Source organism: Nocardia nova NBRC 15556, from assembly GCF_001613005.1.
In the GTDB taxonomy this organism is placed as follows: domain Bacteria; phylum Actinomycetota; class Actinomycetes; order Mycobacteriales; family Mycobacteriaceae; genus Nocardia; species Nocardia nova.
This window is the reverse complement of record NZ_BDBN01000020.1, coordinates 26,059-51,242: the sequence shown is the minus strand read 5'-3', so window position 1 is coordinate 51,242 and position 25,184 is coordinate 26,059. Positions and strand designations below refer to the sequence as shown.

Here is a 25,184-nt window from a genome sequence, read left to right as displayed (position 1 = left end):
CGGTGGGGCGGCGCCGTTCGTCATCTCATAGGAGGTCTCCTTTGAGCCCCACCACTCTCACCGTCGTGCCCGACATCGAACCCGCCGCCGCCTCGCCCACCCCCCTCGGTGATGCCACCGGTGCGGAATCCGCCACCAGTGCCGAGTCCGCCGAGGATGAGCGCGACCCGCACCCCGCCGGCGAGGCCGAGCTGGAGGTTCCGCCGAATGCGACCGCGGCGTATATGGATCCGCGGGAGTTGGTGATCGCGGAGAATGTGCGCACCGGCTTCGACGTCGCCGAGCACCCGAAGCAGGCCGACTCGATCCGGGAGTTCGGTGTCGGCGCTCCGGTGCTGGCCGAACGCGAACCCGACGGGTCGGTGCACGTGCTCGACGGTCAGGTGCGGGTGTTGATCGCCCAAGCCGTCGGCCGTACCCGGGTTCCGGTGTGGATCACCGTCGCACCCACCGACCTCGATGCCAAGCAGCGTCGTATCGACCGCACGATGACGCAGATCAACCTCAACGAGCGTCGGATCCCGTTGACCCAGGCCGACTACGCCGCCGGGGTCGCGCTCATGCTCGATCTGGGTGCCTCCCCGACACGGGTCGCGAAAGGACTGCAACAGACCAAACGCGCCGAGGTCCGTAAGCTCGCCGCGGTCGGCCGTTCGGCGACAGGACGCGGGCTGGCCGATGCCGGCCAGTACAGCCTCGACCAGCTCGCCGTCATCGCCGACTACGACAACCTCGGCGACACCGACGCCGTCGAAAAACTGACCACGACCTCCCGCTACAACTTCAGCTACACGGTCAAGGCCATCGCCGCCGATCGCGACGAAACCCGACGCCGCCTCCACGCCTCACTCCCCTACGCCGCCTACGGATTCGGGATCCTCACCGACGAACCCGGCCCCGACGACGCCTACCTGCCCGCCACCGAACTCACCCGCGCCGACGGCGAACCGGTCACCGATGACGACGTGTACGCCGCTCCGGCGCGGTGGCTGGTGTGGGTCGATGTCGAGGAAAACGCGGAACTGGTCGATACCGCCACCGGCGCGCTCGTCGATCCAGACACCGTCGACTGGGACACCCAGCACGCCCCCGGCACCGAACCCGGCGAAGGGTTGCGCCGCGCGGACGGGCTCGCCTGGCGTGATCGCTGGATCCCGGCCTACTACCTGCCCGCCGACCAGCTCGACACCACCGGACTACAGCGGCCTGTTCCGCCGGCCGCTGACCCGCAGGAGGCTCTGGCCGCCGCCGAACGCGCCGCCGCAGCGCGGGAAGAAGCACGGTTGGCCCGCCGCCGGGTGCGGGAGCTGAACAAACGTGGTGTTGCGGCGGCTGAGCGGCGCGAGGAATTCCTGTCGAAGTATGTCCAGCGGAGCAAGCCTCCGGTGCAGGCCGCGCATTTCGTGGCCGAGTACCTGGCGCGGAATCTGGCGCCGGGGGCGTTGCAGTTGATGACCAAGCTGCTCGGGGTCGGCTGGTCGACCGAGGAGTTGGTGAAGGTGATCGGTGCCTCGTCGACCAACCGGGCCTGGGTGCTCGCACTGGGCATGGTGCTGGCCAACCGGGAAGTCACCCTGGACAAGAGCCTGTGGCGAACACGGTCGGAGCCCACCACCCGGTATTTGCACCTGCTCGCCGACATCGCCGCCCCCGACGACGATTTCGCGTTGGTCGACGTCGAACAGGCCGCCGCCGGCGACATCGACTACCACGACATCCCCATCGACAAATAACCACACCCCGGCCCTGCCACACCCCGGCCCTGCCACACCCCGGCCCTGCCACATCCCGGCAGGGCCGGTCTCGTATTCCATCCAATCCCCGTTGCTGATGATTGAGGAGAACGCCCATGGCCGGTGACACGGTCCTGACCGTCACAGGAAACCTGACAGACTCGCCAGAGCTCAGATTCACTCCAGCCGGCGCGGCGGTGGCCAACTTCACCGTCGCTTCCACACCGCGGTATTTCGATCGCACCGCCGGTGAGTGGAAAGACGGCGATCCGTTGTTCCTGCGCTGCAACCTGTGGCGACAGGCAGCGGAGAACCTCGCCGAATCGGCCCTCTCACGGGGAGCGCGTGTCATCGTCACGGGAAGACTCAAGCAGCGCTCGTTCACCACCCGAGAGGGCGACAAACGCACCGTCGTCGAACTCGACGTCGACGAGATCGGCCCCTCGTTGCGCTACGCCACCGCGAAGGTCACCCGAATCTCCGCCGGCACATCCGGCGGGCCGCGCACCGACCGCGCCGTGACCGCGCACCGCGACGGGTTCGGCGGCCCCGCCGTGGACACCAGCACAGGATTCGGTCAGCCTGCGGGTTCCCCGTCCCGTGGTGAGGATCCGTGGCGGGAGCCGGTGATGGCTGGGGCCGCCGCAGGTTTCGGAGACGACGCGCCTCCATTCTGAGCTCATCACCTCGCTCCGCCCTGCTCGTGCCGACTCACCCCGCCCGGAATCCTCTCCCGGTTCCGGGCGGGGTGAGTTGCGTTGCGGGGCGGGCGACTGGCCGGTCGCGGCGACCAGCCGTCCGAGGGCTACCGGGGCGGGCGGCGCCGCGCGTGACGGCCCCCGCCCGGCGCCCACGAATTCCCCGGCGCGCCGACCCTAATCTCCATCACCGGTTTCGGTGGTGTGCGCGGGAATTCGTGCGCGCACGCCCCGGCGCGTTCCGCCCCTGCCCCGCGTGTCGCCTCCCGCCCCGGTGCTTGCGCCCTCGGCTGGTCACCACGACCGGCCCGACACCCGCGTGTTCGATCGGGGCCGTGACGGTCCCGGCGGGTGCTCGCACATCCCCTCTTCGACGACAGGACGAACTCTCGTGACCGAAACCAGCACCTTCCTCGATGCCATCGCCCACCTCGACTACAGCATCACCAGCGACCGCCGCGCCGCCCGCCGCACCTTCACCACCGCACTCACCCACACCACCCCCGGTGAGCGCGAGGTGCTCGACGCCATGGTCGACACCTTCACCCTCTACCCCTTCCGCACCGCGCTGCTGCGCCTGGAAGCCGCGTTCCGCTACCACGAACCGAAACGCGAGTTGCTGGCGCGGTTGCTGCCCGACACCGACCCCGGCCTCTACGTGCGCGAGCGGGAGGAGCGGATCGCGATCCTGGAACAGCGTGCCCGCGCCAACGGCAGCAGCGTCGACGAGGAAGCCTTCCGCGACTACGCCCCACTCACTGCCGCCGAGACCGCACCGACCTCGATCCGGTTGTGGCGCAACCCGCCCGCCCGCGTCTACCTCGCACCCTCACGGGCAACCGACAAGTCCCGCATGACACCCGAGCAGATCACCGCCCGTGTCCGCGCGCGCGGCAAGCGCCGACCCGCGCCCATCGAGCCCGACGTGGTCACCGGCTACATCGCCGAGGACCTGCACCGCGACACCATGGCCCGAGAGATCGCCCGCACCCGCGCCACCGAACAGCGGTTCCGCGACCTCGGCCTGCTCGCCGAACCCGCACCCTCCGCGTCGCTGCGGGTGCAGGGCGCGCAGCCGCGTAGCGACGAGGAGGTGCAGGCGCGGTGGGACCTCGAGTTCGTCCACCACGTTGCCGAACAGCACACCCACGACGCCGCGACCGCCGAACACAGCCGCCGCGTCTCCCACGACAACGCGCTCGCCTACGCCGACACCCGCACCGGTGTGCGCGGAGACCTTCGGGCGCAGTTGCCGTTCCACGGCGACAGCGTCGACTACACCCGCGAAGCCATGACCCCGATCTCGGGGTGGCGCTGCGTCGCCTGCTTCATCGAACGCTCCACCCGCGACCAGCGCCTCATCCACTCCGTCGGTGGACGGCGGCGTAGCGACGACGGGTTGTGCGACTCCTGCCGCAGCGACGACCGCACCCCGCGCCTGCCCGAGCTCCCCGCTGGGTTCACAGCCACCGATCTCGCCCGCACGTACTGCCGGTTCCTGGCCACCAGCTATCCGGGTGCCGCGCCCGCCCTGCTCGCTGAGACACGCCACCGCGCGCCGCGCTGGCTGACCGCCATCATCGACGAACACCTTCCCCAACCCGAACACATCGAGCAGGCCGCCCACTCGCAGACCGCCGCCGAACCCGGTGCGGCACAGGCCACGTCCGCGTCGCGGCGCCGTCGTGGCCCGGTGGCCGGTGCCGGGCAGCGCCAGGCCCGCTGCGAAGGGTGCACCCGCATCCGCGCCATCCACGACGACGGGTTCTGCACCGAATGCCGCGTCTGGCTCGGCCTCGTCACCCCACCCACACGCCAGACCGTCGCCGCCTAAAACGCGCGAGTCTCGATCCCCGGTCCGTCGCGGTGACACCCCTCCCGCGACGGACCGGCCACCACTCATCCTCTCCTGCAAGGAGTTTCTCGTGCACGACCTGCTCATCTTCGTCGTCGGACTGCTCATCGGCTTCGCGCTCTCCGGCCACCCGCTCATGACCGTCCCCGGCACCCGCACGCCGGGCGACGACAAGCGCCCGCGCGACTGACCGCTGCGCCGCGCGACCGCGGCGCAGTCGTGCTCGCTGCTCGCCGTGGGGCCTGCGACAGCCAGCTCGCAGGCCCCAGCACTCTCCACATTCACTCTCACCCACTTACCCCACACTCACTCACCCACAACACCACCTATTCCGCTCACACCCATAACCCCATTCCCCATAACCCCTCACCCCCTCACCCCCACATTCACTCACCCACCGCAGACCTCTTGCATTGCGGAAGACAAGTCGGACTATGGACGGTAACGCGACAGTTATCCAACTGCGCTGGTGGACTTTTCGCGCTGGCTGACTGTGGCGCGCCCGGCCGACCTCTGTGTCGATGCACGCTCCGAACCCGCGGCTACGGTGAGGCGACAAAGTCGCTTTTCCGTTGACGAATCTGGAGCGGAGTTGGCCGAGATCCCTGGTTCCGCGGGGCTGGTTCTCGTTGAGGGCGTGCGCCATCTCGACGAGCCGGCGGCGGTGTTCGACGCGATGTTGAAGGGCTGGGCGAACCAACAGAAGTCGCGGATGTTGTCGATATCGACGATCGAGCCGCGCATATCGCTGCTGCGCCGGTTCGCCGAATTCAGCGACTCTTACCCGTGGTCGTGGACGGCTGCCGACGTCGAGGACTTCACCGTGTCGCTGACCAGCGACTCCGGCGGGCGCCTAGCGCCGTCCACGATCCGCGGCTATCACCTGGTCCTGCGCATGTTCTGCGACTACCTGACCGACCCGCGCTATGAGTGGATGCGGCAATGCCGCGACCGGTTCGGACAGGTGCCCGAGCAGATCTGTCACGAGTGGAACACCGTCGCCCACCTCGTCGACTACGAAGGACGACCCGGCCGGCGACCGTTGTCCTACGACGAGCTGCAGTGGCTGTTCGACACTCTCGACGAACGCGTCGAACGAATCGCCACCTCCGGCCGCAAGGGCGCCTTGGCCGCCCTGCGAGATGCCCAGATGATCAAAACCTGCTACGCATACGGCCTACGCCGCACCGAGCTCTGCCGATTGGAGCTGGTAGACCTGCACCCGAATCCGCATATGCCGCAATGGGGCACCTACGGATCCGTGCACGTGCGCTACGGCAAGGCCACCCGCGGCAGCACACCACGCCGGCGAACCGTATTGACCGTTCCCGAATTCGATTGGGTCGTCACCGGCATGCGGCAATGGGTCGAACAGGCCCGCCCGATCCTCAACGCCACCGATCACCCGGCACTCTGGATCACCGAACGCCTCACCCGCGTCGACGGCTCGTTCCTGGAGAAGCGGTTCTCCCGCATCCGCGCCGAGGCCGGACTGGCGCCGGAACTGACACTGCACTGCCTGCGCCACTCCTACGTCACCCACCTGATCGAGTTCGGTTACCCGGAACGGTTCGTCCAAGAACAGGTCGGCCATCACTTCGCATCCACCACCGCGATCTACGCCTCGGTCTCCAACGACTTCAAAAAGCAAACCCTGCGAACAGCGCTGCAACGCGTCTACGCCCCCGCACCCGCCCCAACCACACCTGAGGAGCTCCGGTGAGCAGTCGACGCATGGTGATGAATTGGCATCTGCGCCAGGTGATGGCGACCCGCGGTATCTTCCAGACCAGCGAACTCGTCCCGCTACTGGCCGAGCGCGGAGTGAACCTGAGCCGCCAATACGTCCACAAACTGGTCACCACGCCACCACAGCGCATCAACACCGACCTACTCGCCGCGCTCTGCGACATCCTGGCCTGCCAACCCAACGACCTGCTCGAACCCGTCCTCGTCCACGCCGAGCAGACCCGCACCGGCACCGACGGACACGGTCTGGAAGGCCTCGGAATCGGCGACCTCCGCCCTATCCGAGCCGTGGTCCGCCGGCCACACGATCCCAACCAACGATGAAGCGCACACCACTACCGACGACCGAATGCGGACACTGCGGCCAGGTCGAACGCTGCAAACGAACCATCCTGGACCAGCCCGTCTGCCCAGCCTGCGAACTGCGGTTCCGCCGCGCTCCCCGCCGCTGCCCGCACTGCGCGCAGCCGAAAGTGCTGGCATTCCACGACAACCAGAATCGACCGGCATGCGCGAGCTGCACCGGCAACGACCCCATCTACGCCTGTCCCCGCTGCGGCAGTGAAGACAAGCACTACGGCCGCCTCTGCGCAGCCTGCACCCTCCACGACAGAGCCGCCGAACTGCTGGCCGACCTTTCCGGCCACATCCATCCGCAACTGCAGCCCGTCTTCGACGCATGGATGACCGCCAAGGATCCACGTTCCACACTGCAATGGTTCAACAAGCCCTCCAGCAGCCCGGAAATCCTGCGCGCCATGGCAATCGGGGAACTCCCCATCTCCCACGCAACATTCGACAACCTGCCCAGCACCCGGGCCGTCAACTACATCCGCGACCTGCTCACCGCTACCGGCGTCCTCGAGCCCTACCAGCCACTGATCGCACGAACCACCCACTGGCTCAACGAGATTCTTCAGCTTCTCCCCAAACACCACGCCGACCTCATCCACCGATTCGCCCAATGGCATCTGTTGCGCCGACTCCGTCATCTCGAAGCCCAGGACAAGGTGACCCGCGGCTCTGTCCAGCACGCCCGCGCCACCATCATCACAGCGATCCGGTTGCTGATCTGGCTCGACGAATACGAGATCGACTTGGCCGACATGACCCAAGACCTTCTCGACGCCTACCTCGCCGAATACCCCGGTCGCGGAAGCACCCTGGCCCGATTCATCGAATGGACCAACAACACCCACCTCACCGACAACCTGCGCATTCCACCACCGCACCGACCAGATCTGCAGGTCCGGCTTTCCGATGACCAACGCTGGGCCTACGTCGAAACCCTGCTCCATAACGACTCGATCCGCCGCTACACCCGCATCGCCGGATTGTTCATGCTGCTGTTCGCCCAACCCCTCTCACGCATCTGCCGCATGCGCCACGACCAGATCGCCCTCCAGGCCGACGGCACCGTCACCACCACCTTCGACACCGTCGCCATCGAGATGCCCGAACCGCTCGATCAACTCCTGCGCGACCACCTCACCGACACCGGGCCCGCTTCCTACGCCAACCACGGAATCTGGCTCTTCCCCGGCCGCCTCCCCGGAAAAGCACTGGTCACCGAGAACATCCGCGCCGAGCTCGTCGCCCACGGCATCCGCCCACACCACGCCAGACACGCCGCGCTGTTCCACCTCGCAGCCGACATGCCCACCCCCGTGCTCGCCGAACTCCTCGGAATCGCGCCCATCACCGCCACACGATGGGCAGCACTATCCGCCCGAACCTGGAGCCAATACACCGCCATGCGATACAACAACCAACTCTGACAACACGAACCAGCTGAACTATCAGCATCGAAGCGAAAAGTCCGAGAACCTATACACCCACTCCACCAACATAAGAATTTCCTTACAACCTGGCGAAATGCGCACTTTTGATACAAACTACCTCCCTTCGACCTCTGGAAATTCCTGGCGCATTGAGCTTGTGATGGATATGTGACGGCGACACTGCACAAAATTCTCGCCGGAGACAGCTACCGCTATTACCTGCGTCAAGTCGCTGCCGCCGACTCGACCGACCGCGGGCCGGGAACATTGGCCGACTACTACTCCTCTCATGGTGAGCAGCCCGGCACATGGTGGGGCAACGGACTGGCCGCCCTGGACCTGTCACCCGGGGACGAGGTCACCGAAGAGCAGATGAAAGCGCTGTTCGGTCAAGGCCGCCACCCCGACGCCGAAGTGATCGCCGCGCGCATCATCGCCACCCAAATCGCCTCCGGGGCCACCGCCGAAGAAGCCAAAGCAACAGCCGAGCGCGCCACACGTTTAGGCAACCCATATCGAACATTTTCTGGGGAAAACGAGTTCCGTAAACGGTGCGCGGAGGCATTCGCCGCGCACAATATCGACGCCGACCTCGATCCTCGGGCGGCAATTCCGGATGCGGTTCGGGCTCGGTTACGCACCGAGGTGTCAACCGCGATGTTCGCCGAAACCTATGAGCGGCTGCCATTGGATGACCGTGAGTTGTCGGGATTCGTCGCGAAGATCTCGCGCCCGAAATCGGCGGCGGTCGCCGGTTTCGATATCACTTTCTCTCCGGTCAAGAGCGTGTCGGCGTTGTGGGCGATCGCCCCGACACCCGTCGCCGACCGCATCGCCGCCGCCCACGACGCCGCCGTGAACGACGCTCTCGACTGGCTGCAGAAGCACGGGATCTTCACTCGCGCGGGCCGCAACGGGGTACGCCAACTCGATGTCGAGGGCATCATCGCCGCCCGGTTCATCCATCGCGAATCACGGTGCGGGGACCCGGATCTGCACACCCACGTCGTCATCGCCAATCGGGTCCGCGGTAGCGATGGCCGCTGGCGCACGCTCGACGCGGCGGTGATCTACCAGTACATGGTCACCGTCAGCGAGATCTACAACACTCGCCTCGAGCATCACCTGCGCGCCGATATCGGTGTCGAGTTCACCGAACGTCCCGGCACCGACCCGAACAAACGCCCCATCCGTGAAATCGCCGGCATCCCGATGTCGTTGATCCGGCACTGGTCACGCCGCGACACCACGATTCGCCACCGCCTGGGTGAGCTGACCGTCGACTTCCATCAACAACTCGGACGTGAACCCACGCCCACGGAAATGTGGCACCTCGCCCAGGTCGCGACCCTGCAAACCCGGCCGGCCAAACACCTGTCCCGATCCCGGGCCCAGCAACGCCGCGACTGGCATGCCGACGCCGCCACCATCCTCGGCGGGCACAACCAACTCGACCACCTTCTCGCCACAACCCTGAACCGGCCATCACACCCGCGGCCGGGCCCCGACCAGGCCGGCGTCGCCGATATCGCTCGCGCGGTCGTGCAGGTGGTATCGGCGCAGCGTTCGGTGTGGAAATACCACCACGTCCGCGCCGAAACCGAGCGCCGCATCCGCGCGGTCACCGACCGCGACACCTGGGCTTCGGTCGCCGACGCCGTTGTCGCCGAAGCGCTCTCGCCCCGGCATTCACTCGCACGCACCGACCCCGACATCGCTGCCGAGCCCGCCCTGGCCACGGTGCCCGAACCGTTCCAGCGTCGCGGCGGCGCCAGCGTCTACACACGCTCCGGCACACAGGATTTCACTTCTGCGCGCCAACTCGATCTCGAATACCGCCTCGCGGAACTGTCGGTGAAACCCGGCGCACGCACGATCGACCAGAGGTTCGTGACCGCCGCCATCACCGCCTACAACGCCGATCCGGCGAACCACGGCAAGAAACTCAACGCCGGCCAAACCGCCATGGTCACCCACTTCGCCACCTCCCCCGCCCGCATCGCCGTCGCCTCCGCACCCGCAGGCACCGGGAAAACCACCGCCATGCGCGTGCTCGTCGACGCCTGGCGCGCCTCCGGCGGAACAGTTCTCGGCCTCGCGCCCGAAGCCGCCCCCGCCGCGATCCTCGCCGAAGCCACCCGCGCACGCGTAGAGACCGTCGACCGACTCCTGCACATCCTCGACCGACACCGACCACACCACGACACCGACGGGGTGCGGACAGCCGACGATTTCCCTGCCTCCGTACCGATGTGGATCCACCAAATAGACGAGCAGACGCTCGTCATCGTCGACGAACACGTCAAACTGTCGGATCGAAAACGGCTGCAGCTGTTCGAATTCCTCATTGCCCGTGGCGCCACCGTCCGCTGCGTCGGCGATGACAAACAACTGCCCGCCATCGACGCCGGCGGCGCCGGAATCGACACCACCCACAGCCCCGACACGATCACCCTGACGCACGTGGTCCGCTTCGCCGACACCGCCGAAGCCACCGCCGGACTCCAACTCCGCGACGCAGACCCTGCCGGGTTCGGCTTCTACCTCGACAACCAGCGCATCCATTCCGGCAGCACGGCCACCATCGCCGACAAAGCCTACGGCGCATGGTTCGCCGACCAGCACGCCGGACGCGAAGCCATCATGCTCGCCCCGACCCACGACATCGTCACCGATCTCAACCGCCGCGCCCGCACCGACCGCCTCGCCCGAGCCCCCGAAACCCCCTCGGCGGCGACGGCGTTGGGCGACGGATTGGCCGCCTCCGTGGGCGACATCATCTGCACTCGGCGCAACAACCGGCACGTGCGAGTCGGTGACACCGACTGGGTGCGCAACGGTTACCGATGGCGCATCGACACCGTCCACCCCGACGGCAGCCTCACCGTCACCCACTTACGCCCCGGCGCAAAACCAGGCGCCGCCACCGTTCTGCCACCCGAATACGTCGGCGTCCACGTCCGGCTGGGCTATGCGATGACGATCGATTCCGCGCAAGGAACCACCGCCGACACCTGCCACACCGTGCTCACCGGCAGCGAGTCCCGCAACCAGCTCTACGTCGCGATCACCCGCGGCATCCACGCCAACCACCTCTACGTCCCCACCACCATCGACGCCAGCGAACTGTCGTTCTGGACCGAACCCGCCATCCTTCCCCAAACGGCAGTCGAAGTCCTGCAACACATCCTGGCGCGCGAGGCCACCCACAGCAGCGCCCACACCGCACTACGCGACGCCCTCGACCCGCACCGTCGGCTCGGTCGCGCCGTCGACGTCTTCCTCGACGCGATCGGCGTCGCCACCGAACACGCTCTCGGCGACGACGTCCTCACCCGCCTCGACCACGACGCCGAAACACTGCTGCCCGGCCTCACCGACGCCCCCGCCTACCCCGTCCTGCGCCAGCACCTGGCCACCCTCGCCCTCGCCGGACAAGACCCCGCCACCGCCCTCCTGGAAGCCATCGACGAACGCGAACTCGACACCGCCAAAGACCCAGCCGCCGTGCTGGATTGGCGCCTCGACACCAGCGGCGCCCACTCCACCGGAACCGGACCTCTGCCCTGGCTACACGGGCTACCTCAGCTCCTTGCCGACGCGGCGATCGCCGGCCAGCTCCGCGCGCGGCGCCGCATCGTGGCCGACCTCGCCACCCAGACTACTACCGACGCCTGCGACTGGACCGCGGGCACCGCGCCGTTGTGGGCACGGCCCCTTCTTGGCAACCCGGAACTCATCGCCGATCTCGCGGTGTGGCGGGCCGCCAATCACATCCCCGACACCGACCTACGCCCCACCGGCCCCACCCGCTTCCGCGTCCGCGAACGCGACCACCAGACACAACTCGCCGCCCGCGTCACCGACACCCTCGGCGACCTCCACACCGCCACCCACACCTGGGAACCACTGGCCAAACGCCTCGACACCCGCATCACCAGCGACCCGTGGTGGCCCGTACTCGCCAACCACCTCGACACCGCCGCCGCAGCCGGACTCGACATCGACACACTGCTCACCAACGCCGCCAACCGGCGCCCGCTGCCCGACGACATGCCCGCGGCCGCCCTCTGGTCCCGCCTACGCCTAGACCCCTCCGCCCTCGCCACACCCACCGGACAGCCCCTACGCCCCGAGTGGACCCCACACCTGCACGACGTCGTGGGCCGCGCGATCGCCGAGCACGTCATCGACGCCCCGGCATGGCCACGCCTGATCGCCGCTATCGACAACGCCCCCGCCGACTGGACACCACACGACTTGCTCGCCACCGCATACGAATTGCTCCTCGCCGCCACCGACGACACCACAGCACCACCGCGCGCCGATCAACTCGCAACCGCCCTGGCCTGGCGCATCGAAATACTCACCCACCCGACAACCGCCAGCGGAAACCCCCACACCTCAAACGAAAACGAGAACCGCATGCCCTCACCTGACTCCGGCCACCGCGATTCACAACTGGACGACCACACAGCGCGTCCCACGCCGACCGACATCGTTCCCACCATCGGTGAACTGGTCTCCACCGGCCGCGTGGATGAAGCCCGACAAGCCTTCACTCGCCTCACCGCCGACTTCGACGACACCGAACGCGACATCCTCCGACGCGTCATCACCATCCTGATCACCCGCGCCTATCCCACCGCGGTAGCGCGCCTGCGCTGGGCCGCCGACCGCTACCCCGACCACCGCGCCCTCATCCTCGCCGCCATCCCCACCACCAACCCCCACCTCCACCGACCCGCCGACAACACCGAACCCGGACGCGACCCGCGCACCGCAGCACGCGATCACACCGAACGAATCGACCCCGCCCACCGACGCCCGGGCCGCCCCGACCGAGGCCGCGACTTCTTCGACACCTACAACCATTCCTTCGCCGCCATCGACACCGACCCCACCCACATGCCTGTCCCCGAAGGCACCGGCACCACCCGACACCGGCCCACGCGCGAAGCCCCAGAACGCGCCGACACCACCAGTTTCCTCGCCGGCGCCAGCGACACCGTCGACTACGACCGCTACGCCGTCCCCGACCACTACCAACTTCCCTGCCTGGCATGCGGACTCGAACGCGCCCGCACCGACACCCAACCCGACCACTGCGACGACGGGCTCTGCAGCACGTGTCGCGACAACAACCAACCCGGCCTCCCCGACCACCTCCCCGCCGACCACACCACCGCCCGCTGCACATTCATCACCACCCAGCACCCGCCCGCCGCAGCACTGGCCCTCCTGCGAAAAGACTGGCGCCACACCCGAATCCCCGCCGAACGGGCTACCATCGAAACGTTTGCAAACACCCTCCTGACCGCCGAAACCGGGGCCAGCGAGAACAATCCATCGCAGGATCGCGGCAGCGACAGCGGGTTCGATCCGTCCAACCCAACCCAGATGCTCACAGACACCGAACTCACACAAGCGATCGGCACCCTCCAACTGCGCATTCAATTCGCCGACGACGAGGCCGCGATCTACGGGCCGGCGCCTGGCATCACCAACACCGCCAACCCAGTCGACACCGACTGGCTGGCAGGCGAACTCACAGAATTGCAGGACGAACTCACACGCCGCGCCCGCCTCACTCCCGAGCAAACCACGACTGAAGAAGCAAAACGCGCCAACCGCGAAGTTGGAACCGAAAACTGGTCTGCCCTCGAACACCCTGCCCTCGGCACCAACGCAGCCGCCGAAGCCGACAGCCCCGAGCTCTAGCACAACGCGACCACCGAGATGGCTCAACTCACGTTGCGTAAACCCGAGGAGCTGCTCCGCCCGCACACGTTTTGCATGCGTAGGGCTGCGTGGCCGATGGCAGCTGGCTCGGTTTCGTCGAGATGGTCCGGTGGTGCGGAAATGGGCACGGCCGCCTGCCGGTACCCAGTGGTAACGCTCCGATTCCCTGATTTTTCGCGGTGTGCGTCGGATCTGAACAGTTACGACAGGTCGAGGTGCCGGTTCATTGCCATCGCTGCATCGGCCAGCTCGGGCAGCTCGATGACCGTTACCCCCTCCTGCTGAAGCTTTTCTACGCCTACGCAGTCCTCGACGAATGTTGAGGGCTCGCGCCAGGCGATGACCACTTCAGGGATCCCGGCCTGGAGAATGCGGTCGGTGCAAGGCACCCGCGTCTTCGTCGCCCGCTCGGAGCATGGTTCGAGGGTGCTGTAGATCGTGGCGCGAGAGAGACGTGGATCGTCCGCAGCGAGTTTGTTCAGCGCGGACTCCTCGGCGTGCACCTTTTCATCGGTCTCACGGGAGTAGCCGGTTGCGATTTCCTCACCGTCCACGACGATGACGGCGCCGACCGAGAAGGCGCCCTCGACGACGGGACACTGCTCAGCGAGTTCGATGGCTCGGTTCATCCAGCGCTTGTGGTCGTTCTCGCTCACGAGTCCTCCTTAGGGTAGTAACGCAGCACGGCAACATCGCCGACCTGTGTGATATCTACCAGGCGCATTCGCCGCGTCGGTCCGCCGGGATAATCCGCGGGGCGGAGGAACCTCGGCGCGGAACGCTCGCCAACGAGTGTTGGCCCGATCGCCATCAGCAGTTCATCGGCCAGGCCTGCGGCAAGGAAAGCGGTGTGGATATGGCCGCCACCCTCCACCATCAGCTGTCCGATCCCGCGGACGCTCAGATCATCGACGAGGGCGGCGAAGTCAACTGTCTCGCCGAGAGACACAACCTCGGCCAGGTCAGAGAGACGAGCTGCCAACTTCTCAGCGCCCGCGGCCGTGGTGTAGACGATGGGCTTCTCGTCAACGCCGTGATGCCAGAACTTCGCATCCGGATCGAGGTCGCCGCTGCCGCTAACGGTGATCTTGCGCGGAGTGCACGGCTTTCCGGCCGCTAGACGAATCGCCTTGCGTGCTTCGCTTTTGACTATCAACCGTGGGTTGTCGCGTCGTATCGTCTCTGCCCCCACAAGAATTGCGTCGGACTCGGCGCGTACCTGATCGACCCGGTCGAAGTCAGCATCGTTGGACAGCATCAAACGTTCAGGACTGGTGTCATCGAGATATCCGTCAACGCTGGTCGCCACCGAGAGGAGAACGTACGTGCGGCTCACGTGAGCGACCACTTTTGCGCAGCGGCGCGGAACTCAACGATCTCAGGCTGCCTACTGCCCGGATCCAGCATACTGTTCACCGTACGCACGTTGTGCAGGATGCGCTCTGATCCGGTACTCACGCCGATGTCGATTACGGTAGAGGCGAGTTTCGCGGCTGCTTCTGCTTCGCCGGCACGGACGTAGGCGACAGCTTGGCGCGCGATGTAGACCGCCTGGTCGCGAGTCTGCCCTGACCGCATGCTGTTTATGGCCTGGCCAAACTGATCGATCGCGCCTCGATAGTCGCCCATCGCGACCCGACCCTGCGCTTGGTGTGCGTCGATATAGGCGTGATCGAGAAAGAACCCCCACGACGGATCCGCATCTACGTCCTCGGCCAGGTGCCGGGCACGGTCGAACGCGATCCCACTACCCGCCTCGTCCCCCATGAGCGCGCTGCCCTGACCGGCGAATGTGTACGCCACTGCACCGAACCGGGTTCCCGGCGGTGCGGCGCGATCGGCGGCCTCAGCCAGTTCCCGTGCTTCGGCACCGTCGCCCATATCGTTGGCGATCTGAGCCTTGCGGGTCAGTACCGCGGCGATCGAGTACGGGTTGCCCAGCTGGTGCGACCACGTCAGACCGCGGTCGGTCCAATGCTGGGCGCGGTCCCAATTTCGGCAATCCTGGTGCAGCCACGCAGCGAACTCGGCGTAGAGCACCCTCATACGTTGCATTCCTGCCGGATCTCCGAATCCCGCGCGGCGCAGCTGTCCGATTCGCTCGATACTCTGCTCTACCAGAGGAATGACGTCGCCGGCGCCGTACAAGTTGTCGCTTTCGATCAGTGACAGGCGCAGCTTATGGAAGTGGTCGAGCCGGTCGATTTCTGGGGAATTTGCTAGGACAGCTGCGGGTTTGACGCCAGCGGCTAACGCGAGCGCGCTCACCCCGATCCCAGCGATTACCGTGCGACGTGGGAGTGACACGAGAATGACCTCTCCAGCGGCGGTTCGGGCCGGAACCCAAACCAGATCAGCTTCATCAGCACCCATCACAGTCGCGTGACCGAGGGTGTCGTTGGCCAGCGTAACCGGTACGGGTGAAGAGCAATCCACCTCGTCGTGGTCAATCGGAGCGGCACCCAGGAGGTTCGCGAACCTCGCCGTCACCGCATCCGAGGCACCAGCTAGCACTTTGTCCAGCTGGCGTTTGCTCGATGGACGTAACGACGCCGCCGCCCCGGCTGATTCCCAGCCGTCGACGGCCCGCGAGGAAACTTCCACCCGTCGGGCGAACTCCTCGATCGAGAGTTGCATGGCGGAACGCAATGCCTTGACCTCGATACCGGTCCATCCATAAACGATCATCGGCCCAGCTCCCCTGCTCGTGCCGCGTTCTAGATCGAAACGTACACCTCCCCCACCGAGCCGTCACCTAGGCAACCTCGAGCGACTGAAAATTGCGGGAAAGCTGCGGAATTACTTCGTGGTCAATGCTTTCGACTGGAGCAACCCTCATACCAGGCCCCGCCGCCGGATCGAACCGGCACCCCTTTCGTTCGTCGATCCACCCCACAGCGACGCCGGATCGTCGGGCGAACGGATCTTCGGCGGCGGGTGCCGTTCACACACGAGATGGGAGGACTGCCAATGGATTCCGCCGAACCGAACCACCAGCCCACCGCGGTATGCCTCGTACGCGCGGAGGTTTCCGGCCCGAACGCGCCGCGACACGCGATGGAGGCCCAGCGTCACGCAGAACGACTCGGCTACCTCCATCTCTATACAGTGCGGCCGCCGGTCGACGCCACCGATCCGGTCGGCTATGCACTCGGGCTGGCCGCCAGCCTGAACGTCGACGCGATGGTCGTCTACGACCTGGAGACGGTCGGCAACACCCCGAGCCGGGTGTGCGAGATGTTCGACCTCGAAACGGTCTGTCCCCCAGCAACCTGGGCGGCGACTCTGCCGGGCTTCGCCCACCCGGAACACTCCCATCCGCAGCAGCCGCTCACCGTCGCTGCGGCGCAACAGATCATGCAGGAGCACGTGGATTGCCGTGCCGTCGAATGCCCGCGCAAGGCGAGCGCGTACAGCTGCCTCGTCCGCGAGGGCAAGATCGTTCCACCGGTCGACAGCCCTCGCGAGCGCGCCGCTGCCCGCGGACTGAGGTTCCGGCCGCGGCGCACCGACGACGCTCCGCTACCGGACGGGGTCAACCTCGAGACTCTGCTCGACGTCTTGAGCGGGTTGGCCGACTACGCCTCGATCGGGAAGCAGTAGCGAGCCGCGATGAGCTTCGCCGAACCCACTGAAGCTCAACCCAACTCGCCGCTGCCGCACGAACCGGACATCGGGCTGTGTGTACTGATCACCGTTCCGAATACGCATGAGCTGAAGTTCGTCGCGTGCATGCCGGCCGCGATCCGGTTCGCAGTGCATTGGGTCACCGACTACCCGACTGTGTCGGTGACGTTCGAGGCGCCAGATCCGCAGCGCCGGCGGCTGCCCTGCGAACGGTTGTGGGCACTTCCGTGAGCGATATCTGGGTCTCCGGCGTGACCACCGTCATTGTGTTGTTGGTTGTCATCGCCGTGGTGTGGTGGTGGCCGGACAGGATCCCCAGAGGCCGGTCGGTGGATGAGATCCGTCAACGGATCGAGGACGAGGAGGACAGCGAGCCGTGACCGTCACCGCAGCTCGATGCTGGCCGGAAAGCGGCCGACGATTCCGAAAATTCGTACGAGTCTTCTGGTTTGGAAAGGTTAGGAGAGATGTTTATCGAATCGTGGCACCCGCGTCTGAGGATGTCGCTTGTGGCAACAGAGCATCGGTGCAAGAGCAATAGGAGCCGATGGTGACGGGACGACTGATCACGATCGACGGCGCGGGTGGAGTCGGCAAGTCCACCACTGTGGCATCGACGGTGGAATACCTGCGCAGCACAGGCCTCCCCGCGTACGCGACCAGCCAGCCGAGCCGTACCGTGCTCGGTAACCACATACGCGGGCACACCGACACCTATACCGGAATTGCATTGGCGTGTCTGGTTGCTGGGGACCGGCATCATCAGCAACACGTCGAGATCGTGCCTGCACTCGATGACGAGAAGATCGTGGTGTGCGACCGGTACCTGCCGTCCAGCCTGGTCCTACAAGTGATCGACGGGGTACCCGCGGAGCGGGTATGGCAGTTGAACGCCGGGATCCGGGTCCCGGACATGGCAGTCGTCCTGCGAGCCGACCCTAAGGTCGTCGCAGACCGTCTCACCGCACGCGGCGCACACAACCGGTTCGAACGCCGGCCCGCCTACAGCATCGGCCGCGAACTGGAGTTGTTCGACCAGGTCGCCGACGATCTCCGGGCACGGGGCTGGCCGGTCCATGTGATCGACTGCACCGAGCACGCGAAAGCCGAGACAGCCCTCGCCATCGCACACCTCGTCGGACCCGCTGCCGGACCACCACGCTAGCGAAGGAAGAACTGCATGATCATGACCGACCACCCCGCCTGGCTGCATACCGACGCCGGTACCGTATACCGGGCTGTCGCCGTCGGTGACTCTGCCGTGTTGATCGAGGCCAAGTCTGCCGAGCGCGCGGAGGACGTTGACTCCGGTGAGAGCAGCATACGAATCGACACGGTCGATCCGAGCGTTTTGTCCGGCCCCGAGGACTTGGTGATGCCGTTGAAGAACGCTGGAATTGTTGTGCGCGTGGCCAATCCGTCGCTGTGGGACGCGGTGACGGCGGCGATTATGCGGCAAGTGGTCCAAGCGGGCCACGCCCGCACTCGATACCTCAGATTCTGCACCGCCTACGGTGAACCGGTCACCCGCGACGGTTTGACGGCTTGGCTGTTCCCTGAGCCGCATCGGATCCTCGCCCTCACCGACGAACAGTTCGGAACCGTCGGTGCGGCATTCCCCAAGTCAGCGCTACGCGACGCGGCACGCTGCTTCCACGCCCACGGCGAGGTCTGGGAAACGTTGCCCGCCGTCGACCTGGTGCAGGCGCTACAAACCATTCCCCGGGTAGGGCGCTGGACGGCATGCACCGCGGTCGCTGACTACACCAACGACTTCAGCTTCTACGACTACTCCGACATCGCTGTTCAACCGGCGGCGCGGCGGCTCAACCCGGAGCGGGACTGGCCACAGGGAGCACCAGCGTTCAAGGCCGCCTGGGAAGAGATGGCGGGAAACCAGTTGTCCGCCTGGACAATTTTGACACTCACGTGGGGGATCAACCATGGAAAGCTCGACCACTCGGCCACGTCCTGACCTGCTCGCGGGAGCCGACCCGAAACGCAAACTCGACCTACTACTGGTCAACGCGCCGCTACGCGACTATTCCCTCCGGCCGCGGGTCAACGACTTCACACTCCCGGTGCTCGGGATGGCCTACATCGCCACCTACGCCGCCCACCACGGGTTCAATGTCGCCGTACTCGATGCCGAAGCACACGGCCTCGGCATCACCGAAACCATCGACGTAGTGAACGCGACCCGCCCGCGTTGGGCGGGAATGAACTTGCTCGCGCCGACCTACGAAATCTCCGCGACTATCGCTGCCGGGCTTGACCCCGCCATCTTGGTGATGCTCGGTGGCCACCAGGCCAAGGCTATGCCCGCTGACATACTCACCGACCCTCGAATGAGCCGCTGCACCGCACTGGTACTCGGAGAAGCCGAAACCCGCGTAGTCGAGCTGCTGAAAGATCAGCGCAACCGCACTCGACTCCCCGGCGTCATGTGGCTGGACCCGATCATGAAAACTCCGGTCACCGGCGGCCTGCCCGGCACGCAGCACCATCTGGCACCGAACCTCGACACGATGCCGTTCGTCGATCGCGCCTACCTGTGCCAAGACCCGCATTGGGAGAGCGGTCGCTGGGAAGCCAACATGGTCGGCGCTCGCGGCTGTCCCTACAACTGCACCTTCTGCGGCGCCGCTGTCAGCGCCAACCCCGACATCACCATCCGGGTTCGCAAGCCGCACAACATCGTCGAGGAAATGACCCAGCTGCGCGAGCAGCACGATGTCACCGCATTCCGGTTCGTCGACGACCTGTTCCTCGGCTGGAAGAAAGTCATTGAAACAATGATGAACGGCTTCAGCACCGAACACATCGGCGACTGGGCGCGCTGGGATGCCACCGGTCGCATCAACGTCCTCGACCACGCAAGCGACGCGATGCTGGATATATTGGCGGCCAACGGGTTACGCGAGGTCGCGCTCGGCATCGAATCCGGCAGCGAGCGCGTCCTGCGACACATCGACAAACGCATCACCCCCGACATGGCCGTCCGTGTCGCCCACCGGCTTCTGATCCGGGGCATCAACGTGAAGGGCTACTTCATCCTCGGCTTCCCTGGTGAAACGAAGCAGGAGATAGACGACACCGAGGCCCTGATCCACCGACTGTGGGACGCCTCAGACCATCTGCCCGGGACGTTTCGAGCGAGCGTGTTCGAATTTCGGCCTTACCCTGGCACCCCGGAATGGACCCGTCTCATGGCCACCGGCCGCTACACACCGCAGCAGCTGCTCGACTACACACCGGTCGACCTCACCGCCGGCGGAGTCGACGAAACCATGTACGGCCGAGATGAATTCAACTTCTCCTCAGGCATCCAGCTGTCGGAGGCACCGATCAGCTTCGTCCGGGACAAATCGACCTACCTCAGTCGAACGCAATATGCGCGCACTCACGGCTGAGCTACACGACAGCGGGAACCGGCCAGCCGTATTCGCTGAACAACGTGGCGTCACCGTCGAGGAAGGCGTGGATCCCGACGGCCGGGTACTCGATGATGTCGTCGGGTAGCTCGTCGAACCCGAACCACGCCACCCCCAGGCATTTGTCCGGCTCTCGATTGACCGGCTCGCCCTGCCAGCGCGTGGTGTGCAGAAACACGCCGAGACGCGGCTCCGGTCCGGAGTCGGCCACATGCGCGACGTGAACGACGCGTAGATCAGCTGGATCGATCACGACCCCGACCTCCTCGTACGCCTCGCGCGCCGCGGCCGTCGTGATGGCCTCTGCCTTGTCGAGCTTTCCCGAAGGCAGATGCCATCTTCCGGCGAACTCATCGGATCCGCCGCGACGGGTCAACAGAAGTCGGTCCCCGTCGGCGAGAAGTATATGGACGTCGATCAGGTGGCGGTCAGCCATCGCAGACAACTCCTGAAGGGCTCGGTGGTCGCACCGAAGACTACACCGCTCCGCTGGTAAGCCCTAAATCGAATAATTTGTGTCGGCAGGAAACTGACCCTCGCTCACCTCGGCAGCGTCTGGCTACCGGAAGGGCTGCCACACCGCAGCGATTGGATCGGTCTATTGGTCTTCTTGGTCGATGCGACGGAGGCGGCGGTGGATGGTTTCGATTCTGGCCGGAATGTTGGAGTCGCCGTAACGTACTGGTACTTGGAAGAGTGCCGAACTCATTCTGCCCTCGGTTTGGGTAGCCGCGCGGACGATGAATGGAAGGCGATCAGGATGCTGCGCAGGTATTAGTAACGCGACAACCTCGCCTAGCGCTGCTGGAGCGCGACACATCTTGATGCCCGCGACCTCAGGAAAAACGAGGTCCTCGACCGCCTTCCTGTATCGATCGGTGGCACCGACGTCGATTGCGGTGCCGTTGATCTCGGCGATTATGTCGCGGCCATGGAGATCCTTGACGGTCCTGGCTCCTATAACGATGATCCCACCCTTGGCTGAGTTCGCAAACGCTGCAACATCTCCGGCGATTACGATGCGAGACCGGTCGTGCTTTGAGTAGTGGCTGGCTTTCGCGTCCAGCGTCTCCGACTCGACTGTGCCCAACATGAATTGGATTTCCCCAGATTCGATCGCCGCGAACGCGTTTACTGGAGTAGCGGAAAGCGGTTCGTTCATAACGATGTCGCGCAGCTGCGATACCATGAAGGCCATCTCCCGGACAGTGGCCTCTGCCGGCGGGAGCACTGTCAGCTCGCAGGCACCACCATCGCTGGAGTCGTCGTAGAACCTTGTCTCGATACAGGTCATACCTTTGGCTGCCAGGAGGGGTTCGGTCATCGACCGAATGACCTTGTCAGTGAAATTTGATTTTCTCGGCAACACCACTTCAATCGTGAATTCGACACGACCTCCACGCCAGTCGATCGAAAGCATATCTTCGGGATAGGGATAGTTTGCTGCCCATGCCGCCCGGTAGACACCCACATCACTGGGCAGGTAGGAAATCGATATTGCCGCTGTCGGGTCCGTCCTATCGTCGACACTCGTTGCCGCATGTCCGAGCGCCTGCAACAGTTCACCAGCGGTGACATCCTGAAACTCGTCGAGTCTCCCCCGCGTCGCGGAAAGGGGGTTGTAGGCCGCCAAGACGCGATCGTTCTGATCAACAAAGACGCCCCTGGCGTCATCCCATCGAATTTTTGCTCTGTTCGTCATCAGGAAGGGAGCCGTTCCTTCGTGCGGCAGCAAGTGGAGCACGCATCGTAGCTCCGGCGTCACCAGGCTGGCCAACTCGCGTGTGCTCCTCAGCACCGCGTCATCGCTGCCCTCCTTGCTTACGGAAGTCCGGTCCGAATCCGAGTTCCTCTATCGCAATGGAGTTCCCGAGTGTGGTGAACCAGTTGGTGGGGACGTCCGCTGCTGGTAGGCCAATTTCGGGGGTGTGGTGGTCGGGGGTGCAGCGGTGAAGGGGCCCGTTCGCGGCGTCGAGGATGTATCGGAAGTGCGGGTCGGTGTGGGAGACGAACAGTGTCGACATGGCAGAGCGGTCCTCGGCGACGCGGGCGGCTTCGAACACGACATGCAGTGCGGCGAAGCGGACGGCGACGCTGCGGTGGTCCCACCATCTTCGACACCACGTGTATTGGTCTTCGCGATGGTTGGCGGCGATGCGGACCGCGGTGACCGGCAGCAGCCATTGGGCCACGAAATCGGCGTAGTGGCCGAAGCGGTAAGGCTTGGTGTCGCCCGATTTGGTGTCGGGGCTGGCTGGGGGTTTGAACCATCCGGCCGGTACGGGGTCGCAGGAAAGGGACGGCAGCGCGACGTGTTTGGTGCGGGTGCAGCGGTGCAGGGGGCCGTTGGCGGCGTCGAGGATGACGCGGGAGTGGGGGTCGAGGTGATGGAGTATGAAGGTCGACAGGCTGGCGGCGTTCTTGTCGGCGCGCATGGCTTCGAAGGCTCGGTGCAGGTGAGCGATGCGCACGCTCACTGCGCGGTGGCGCCACCATTGGCTGCACCAGGTCCAGGTATGTTCGCGGTTGGCTTCGGCGAGGCGCACGGTGATGAACGGGAACAGCCATTGCTCGGCGAAGGTGACGAAGTCCGGATACGCCGGTGCCGCGGGCTTTCGCTGGCGTGTAGCTCCGGGTGTTGCGGGGGTGGTCATAGTTCGACTCCTGTTGCACCGTCTGCGTTTTCCGGTCGTGCTCTTGGTGTGGATGTTTTGGTGTAGCGGGCCAGAGATTTTGTGACGAGTGGTTCGAGGGCGGGGTTGTCCCACCAGAATCGTTTTTCGATCAGGACCGGTTCGTGGCCGGGGAGGCGGACCAGGGCGCGGTCTTTGGGCAGGCGGGCGAGTTTGGCGACGTTGAGGATGGGTTCGGCGCGCCAGCTGGTGGAGCGGTTGGTGCCACCGGGGCCGATCGAGCGGGAGTGGTCGGCGACGTCGTGGTCGTCGACCAGGCGCGCCCATTGCTCGAGGTAGGTAGGGGTCGCGATGTTGCCGCCGTAGATTTCGATCGATTGGGCGCGGATGACGGTGAGTCCGTTAGCGCCCCACAGGTCTTCGGCTTGTTCGAGGACCTGCACGATGGTCAGCAGGATGACACCGCATCCGGCGGCGTAGGTGTAATAGCTGGGCAACTCGTCGATGAGTGCGCAGTTGGCCGCTTCGTCGAGCACCGCCAGCAACGGCACGGCCAGGCGCCCGTCGGGGCGTGCACGGGCGATCCTCAGCGCTGATTCCAGGATTTGACCGACGAGGGCGGCGGTGAGGGCGCTGGCGGAGTCGGGTCCGGTCATCGACAGTGCGTAGAGGGCGTCGTTGCTGGTGACGAATTCGGCGGGTTTGAATTCGGGCAGGTTGTGTGTCTCCTGCGCGAGCGCGGTGTCGATGATGATCGAGTCGCTGGTCTCGTAGACGCTGATGTGGGTGCGGGCGGGTGGGGTGATCATGGTGGCGTAGCCCTCGTCGGAGAGCACGTTCAGAAACCGGCGTGCCATGTCGTACAACCCATCCCGTTGCCGGGCGTACAGGCCTTGCGCATCGAGGATGCGCTGCGCCGCGCGCCGGTGATTGTGGTGGCGCAGGATCAGTATCGGGGTCTGATCTTGATCGCTGGATAGCCATTCCGCGACGTGGAGCAGGTCACCGCCGACACATGCGGCCGCGAGAAGATACAAGGACAGCAATTCTTGAGCGCCACCGTCGAAGTAGGAGTCGACACGGGCGTTGGCGCGTTCTGATGCCGACCCCGACGCTCCGGAGACGAAGAACGAAGCCAACTTTCGTGCGGCAGCCAACGTTCGGACGCGGTCGAGTAGGTTGACCCAGAACCCGCACACCGGCTGCCCGGTCACGGCTTGCAGGTCACACAGCCAGACGCGTCCGCGTTGTTCGCGACCGAATACGGTGTGCCGGTAGAGGTCTGGTTTGTTGGAGGTCGCCAGGACCGGCCCCCACGCGCTCAGCACGGCCGGGATCGCCCACGCCATTGTTTTGCCGGTGCGTTGCCCGGCCGCGATGAACACGCCCATCTCGGCCGGCACGAACAACTCGATCCCGCCGACGACGGTGCGGCCCAGCGGCGGCCCCGGCAGCGCCCGGATGTGGGCTGGTGCGTCTTTGAGCAGCCGTTCGGCGGCGCTAGTGTTGTCCTGCTGTCGCGCCGCGGAGATCTGGCGCGGGGATACCATCGTGCGTGCCGCGCGGTCGATGTCGCTGCGCCGCATCGATGCCCACCGCCTGCGAGATACGGTCGCGAACGCGCCGATGGCCGCCAGCGCTGTCGCCATGACTACGCTGGATTGCCACGGCCAGCGATGCCGGCCGGCCATCACCTGCAGTAGTGCGGCGACTGGGTGGGCGGTGATAGGCAGTCCGGCGCACCAGCTTCCCGCCGACAGGGCCGCCCATGCGAGCAGCGCCAACCCAATGAGACCGAGGGCTATGAGCAGCAGCCAGGTTTCCTCGGCCAATCCTCCGGTGGTGCGGCGCCGCGTCTGCCGCGCCATCACACTGCCCTCACCCAGGCTGGGGATAACGTTGTGAATGCCTGTGCATAACCGTGGCCGAGGC

20 protein-coding genes are annotated in these 25,184 nt (G+C 65.6%); 13 read left to right on the top strand and 7 right to left on the bottom strand.

Annotated features, from left to right (window positions below; translation table 11 throughout):
• Positions 1-41 precede the first annotated feature (41 nt).
• The 7 genes from NN2_RS08315 (at position 42) to mobF (ending at position 13,537) form a co-directional block, all read left to right on the top strand.
• Positions 42-1,733: a ParB/RepB/Spo0J family partition protein gene (locus NN2_RS08315; RefSeq protein ID WP_063011922.1), complete on the top strand. Its 1,692-nt coding sequence runs from the start codon at positions 42-44 to the stop codon at positions 1,731-1,733.
• A 116-nt stretch (positions 1,734-1,849) separates the two neighbouring features.
• Positions 1,850-2,410 (top strand): single-stranded DNA-binding protein, encoded by a 561-nt coding sequence (locus NN2_RS08310; RefSeq protein ID WP_063011920.1) that lies wholly within the window; start codon positions 1,850-1,852, stop codon positions 2,408-2,410.
• Between the two features lie 412 nt (positions 2,411-2,822).
• Entirely contained in the window at positions 2,823-4,265 is a 1,443-nt protein-coding gene (locus tag NN2_RS08305) for a hypothetical protein (protein WP_063011918.1), read from the top strand.
• A gap of 613 nt (positions 4,266-4,878) precedes the next feature.
• On the top strand, positions 4,879-6,009 hold the full coding sequence (locus tag NN2_RS08300) for a tyrosine-type recombinase/integrase (protein ID WP_227994937.1): 1,131 nt from the start codon (positions 4,879-4,881) through the stop codon (positions 6,007-6,009).
• Positions 6,006-6,359 carry a helix-turn-helix domain-containing protein gene (locus NN2_RS08295; RefSeq protein WP_308189474.1) on the top strand — a complete coding sequence of 118 codons (354 nt, stop codon included), beginning with the start codon at positions 6,006-6,008 and terminating at the stop codon, positions 6,357-6,359. The genes NN2_RS08300 and NN2_RS08295 overlap by 4 nt, the downstream gene beginning before the upstream one ends.
• Entirely contained in the window at positions 6,356-7,813 is a 1,458-nt protein-coding gene (locus NN2_RS08290) for a site-specific integrase (protein ID WP_082856820.1), read from the top strand. The genes NN2_RS08295 and NN2_RS08290 overlap by 4 nt, the downstream gene beginning before the upstream one ends.
• A 171-nt stretch (positions 7,814-7,984) precedes the next feature.
• The gene (gene mobF, locus NN2_RS08285; RefSeq protein ID WP_063011916.1) at positions 7,985-13,537 is read left to right on the top strand and encodes a MobF family relaxase; all 5,553 of its coding nucleotides are present in this window, start codon (positions 7,985-7,987) and stop codon (positions 13,535-13,537) included.
• Between the two features lie 221 nt (positions 13,538-13,758).
• Here mobF and NN2_RS08280 read toward each other — a convergent pair whose 3' ends face one another.
• Genes NN2_RS08280 through NN2_RS08270 form a run of 3 tightly spaced genes read right to left on the bottom strand, consistent with a single transcriptional unit; the run spans position 13,759 to position 16,246 of the window.
• Positions 13,759-14,214 carry a deaminase gene (locus tag NN2_RS08280; RefSeq protein WP_063011914.1) on the bottom strand — a complete coding sequence of 152 codons (456 nt, stop codon included), beginning with the start codon at positions 14,212-14,214 and terminating at the stop codon, positions 13,759-13,761.
• Positions 14,211-14,894: a RibD family protein gene (locus tag NN2_RS08275; RefSeq protein ID WP_063012080.1), complete on the bottom strand. Its 684-nt coding sequence runs from the start codon at positions 14,892-14,894 to the stop codon at positions 14,211-14,213. Before NN2_RS08275 ends, NN2_RS08280 begins: the two co-directional genes overlap by 4 nt.
• The gene (locus tag NN2_RS08270) at positions 14,891-16,246 is read right to left on the bottom strand and encodes a helix-turn-helix domain-containing protein (RefSeq protein ID WP_063011912.1); all 1,356 of its coding nucleotides are present in this window, start codon (positions 16,244-16,246) and stop codon (positions 14,891-14,893) included. Before NN2_RS08270 ends, NN2_RS08275 begins: the two co-directional genes overlap by 4 nt.
• Before the next feature lie 282 nt (positions 16,247-16,528).
• On the opposite strand from NN2_RS08270, the gene NN2_RS08260 reads away from it, so the two are divergent.
• The 6 genes from NN2_RS08260 to NN2_RS08240 all read left to right on the top strand — a co-directional run bounded on the left by NN2_RS08260 (position 16,529) and on the right by NN2_RS08240 (position 20,598).
• The gene (locus NN2_RS08260; RefSeq protein ID WP_156511273.1) at positions 16,529-17,161 is read left to right on the top strand and encodes a hypothetical protein; all 633 of its coding nucleotides are present in this window, start codon (positions 16,529-16,531) and stop codon (positions 17,159-17,161) included.
• Between the two features lie 9 nt (positions 17,162-17,170).
• The gene (locus NN2_RS08255) at positions 17,171-17,416 is read left to right on the top strand and encodes a hypothetical protein (protein WP_063011905.1); all 246 of its coding nucleotides are present in this window, start codon (positions 17,171-17,173) and stop codon (positions 17,414-17,416) included.
• Positions 17,413-17,565, top strand: coding sequence for a hypothetical protein (locus NN2_RS37020; RefSeq protein ID WP_156511272.1), 153 nt, complete (start codon positions 17,413-17,415; stop codon positions 17,563-17,565). Before NN2_RS08255 ends, NN2_RS37020 begins: the two co-directional genes overlap by 4 nt.
• Positions 17,566-17,732: 167 nt before the next feature.
• Entirely contained in the window at positions 17,733-18,350 is a 618-nt protein-coding gene (tmk, locus tag NN2_RS08250) for a dTMP kinase (RefSeq protein WP_063011903.1), read from the top strand.
• Between the two features lie 15 nt (positions 18,351-18,365).
• Positions 18,366-19,160 carry a DNA glycosylase family protein gene (locus NN2_RS08245; RefSeq protein ID WP_063011902.1) on the top strand — a complete coding sequence of 265 codons (795 nt, stop codon included), beginning with the start codon at positions 18,366-18,368 and terminating at the stop codon, positions 19,158-19,160.
• Positions 19,129-20,598 (top strand): B12-binding domain-containing radical SAM protein, encoded by a 1,470-nt coding sequence (locus tag NN2_RS08240; protein WP_063011900.1) that lies wholly within the window; start codon positions 19,129-19,131, stop codon positions 20,596-20,598. Before NN2_RS08245 ends, NN2_RS08240 begins: the two co-directional genes overlap by 32 nt.
• A gap of 1 nt (position 20,599) precedes the next feature.
• Here NN2_RS08240 and NN2_RS08235 read toward each other — a convergent pair whose 3' ends face one another.
• The 4 genes from NN2_RS08235 to NN2_RS08220 all read right to left on the bottom strand — a co-directional run bounded on the left by NN2_RS08235 (position 20,600) and on the right by NN2_RS08220 (position 25,120).
• Positions 20,600-21,055 carry an NUDIX hydrolase gene (locus tag NN2_RS08235; RefSeq protein WP_063011898.1) on the bottom strand — a complete coding sequence of 152 codons (456 nt, stop codon included), beginning with the start codon at positions 21,053-21,055 and terminating at the stop codon, positions 20,600-20,602.
• Positions 21,056-21,217: 162 nt separating this feature from the next.
• Complete coding sequence (locus tag NN2_RS08230) at positions 21,218-22,396, bottom strand: AlbA family DNA-binding domain-containing protein (RefSeq protein ID WP_156511271.1); 1,179 nt, start codon at positions 22,394-22,396, stop codon at positions 21,218-21,220.
• A 25-nt stretch (positions 22,397-22,421) separates the two neighbouring features.
• Positions 22,422-23,273, bottom strand: coding sequence for a DUF4913 domain-containing protein (locus tag NN2_RS08225; protein ID WP_063011894.1), 852 nt, complete (start codon positions 23,271-23,273; stop codon positions 22,422-22,424).
• A complete protein-coding gene (locus NN2_RS08220) occupies positions 23,270-25,120 on the bottom strand; it encodes a type IV secretory system conjugative DNA transfer family protein (RefSeq protein WP_063011892.1) in 1,851 nt (616 codons plus the stop codon). Before NN2_RS08220 ends, NN2_RS08225 begins: the two co-directional genes overlap by 4 nt.
• Between the last annotated feature and the right edge of the window lie 64 nt (positions 25,121-25,184).

Coding starts and splice junctions, on each gene's coding strand:
- NN2_RS08310 (WP_063011920.1), top strand. CDS start 1,850: ATGGCCGGTGACACGGTCCTGACCGTCACAGGAAACCTGACAGACTCG.
- NN2_RS08290 (WP_082856820.1), top strand. CDS start 6,356: ATGAAGCGCACACCACTACCGACGACCGAATGCGGACACTGCGGCCAG.
- NN2_RS08270 (WP_063011912.1), bottom strand. CDS start 16,246: ATGATCGTTTATGGATGGACCGGTATCGAGGTCAAGGCATTGCGTTCC.
- NN2_RS08260 (WP_156511273.1), top strand. CDS start 16,529: ATGGATTCCGCCGAACCGAACCACCAGCCCACCGCGGTATGCCTCGTA.
- NN2_RS08255 (WP_063011905.1), top strand. CDS start 17,171: ATGAGCTTCGCCGAACCCACTGAAGCTCAACCCAACTCGCCGCTGCCG.
- tmk (WP_063011903.1), top strand. CDS start 17,733: ATGGTGACGGGACGACTGATCACGATCGACGGCGCGGGTGGAGTCGGC.
- NN2_RS08245 (WP_063011902.1), top strand. CDS start 18,366: ATGATCATGACCGACCACCCCGCCTGGCTGCATACCGACGCCGGTACC.
- NN2_RS08240 (WP_063011900.1), top strand. CDS start 19,129: ATGGAAAGCTCGACCACTCGGCCACGTCCTGACCTGCTCGCGGGAGCC.
- NN2_RS08235 (WP_063011898.1), bottom strand. CDS start 21,055: ATGGCTGACCGCCACCTGATCGACGTCCATATACTTCTCGCCGACGGG.
- NN2_RS08225 (WP_063011894.1), bottom strand. CDS start 23,273: ATGACCACCCCCGCAACACCCGGAGCTACACGCCAGCGAAAGCCCGCG.
- NN2_RS08220 (WP_063011892.1), bottom strand. CDS start 25,120: ATGGCGCGGCAGACGCGGCGCCGCACCACCGGAGGATTGGCCGAGGAA.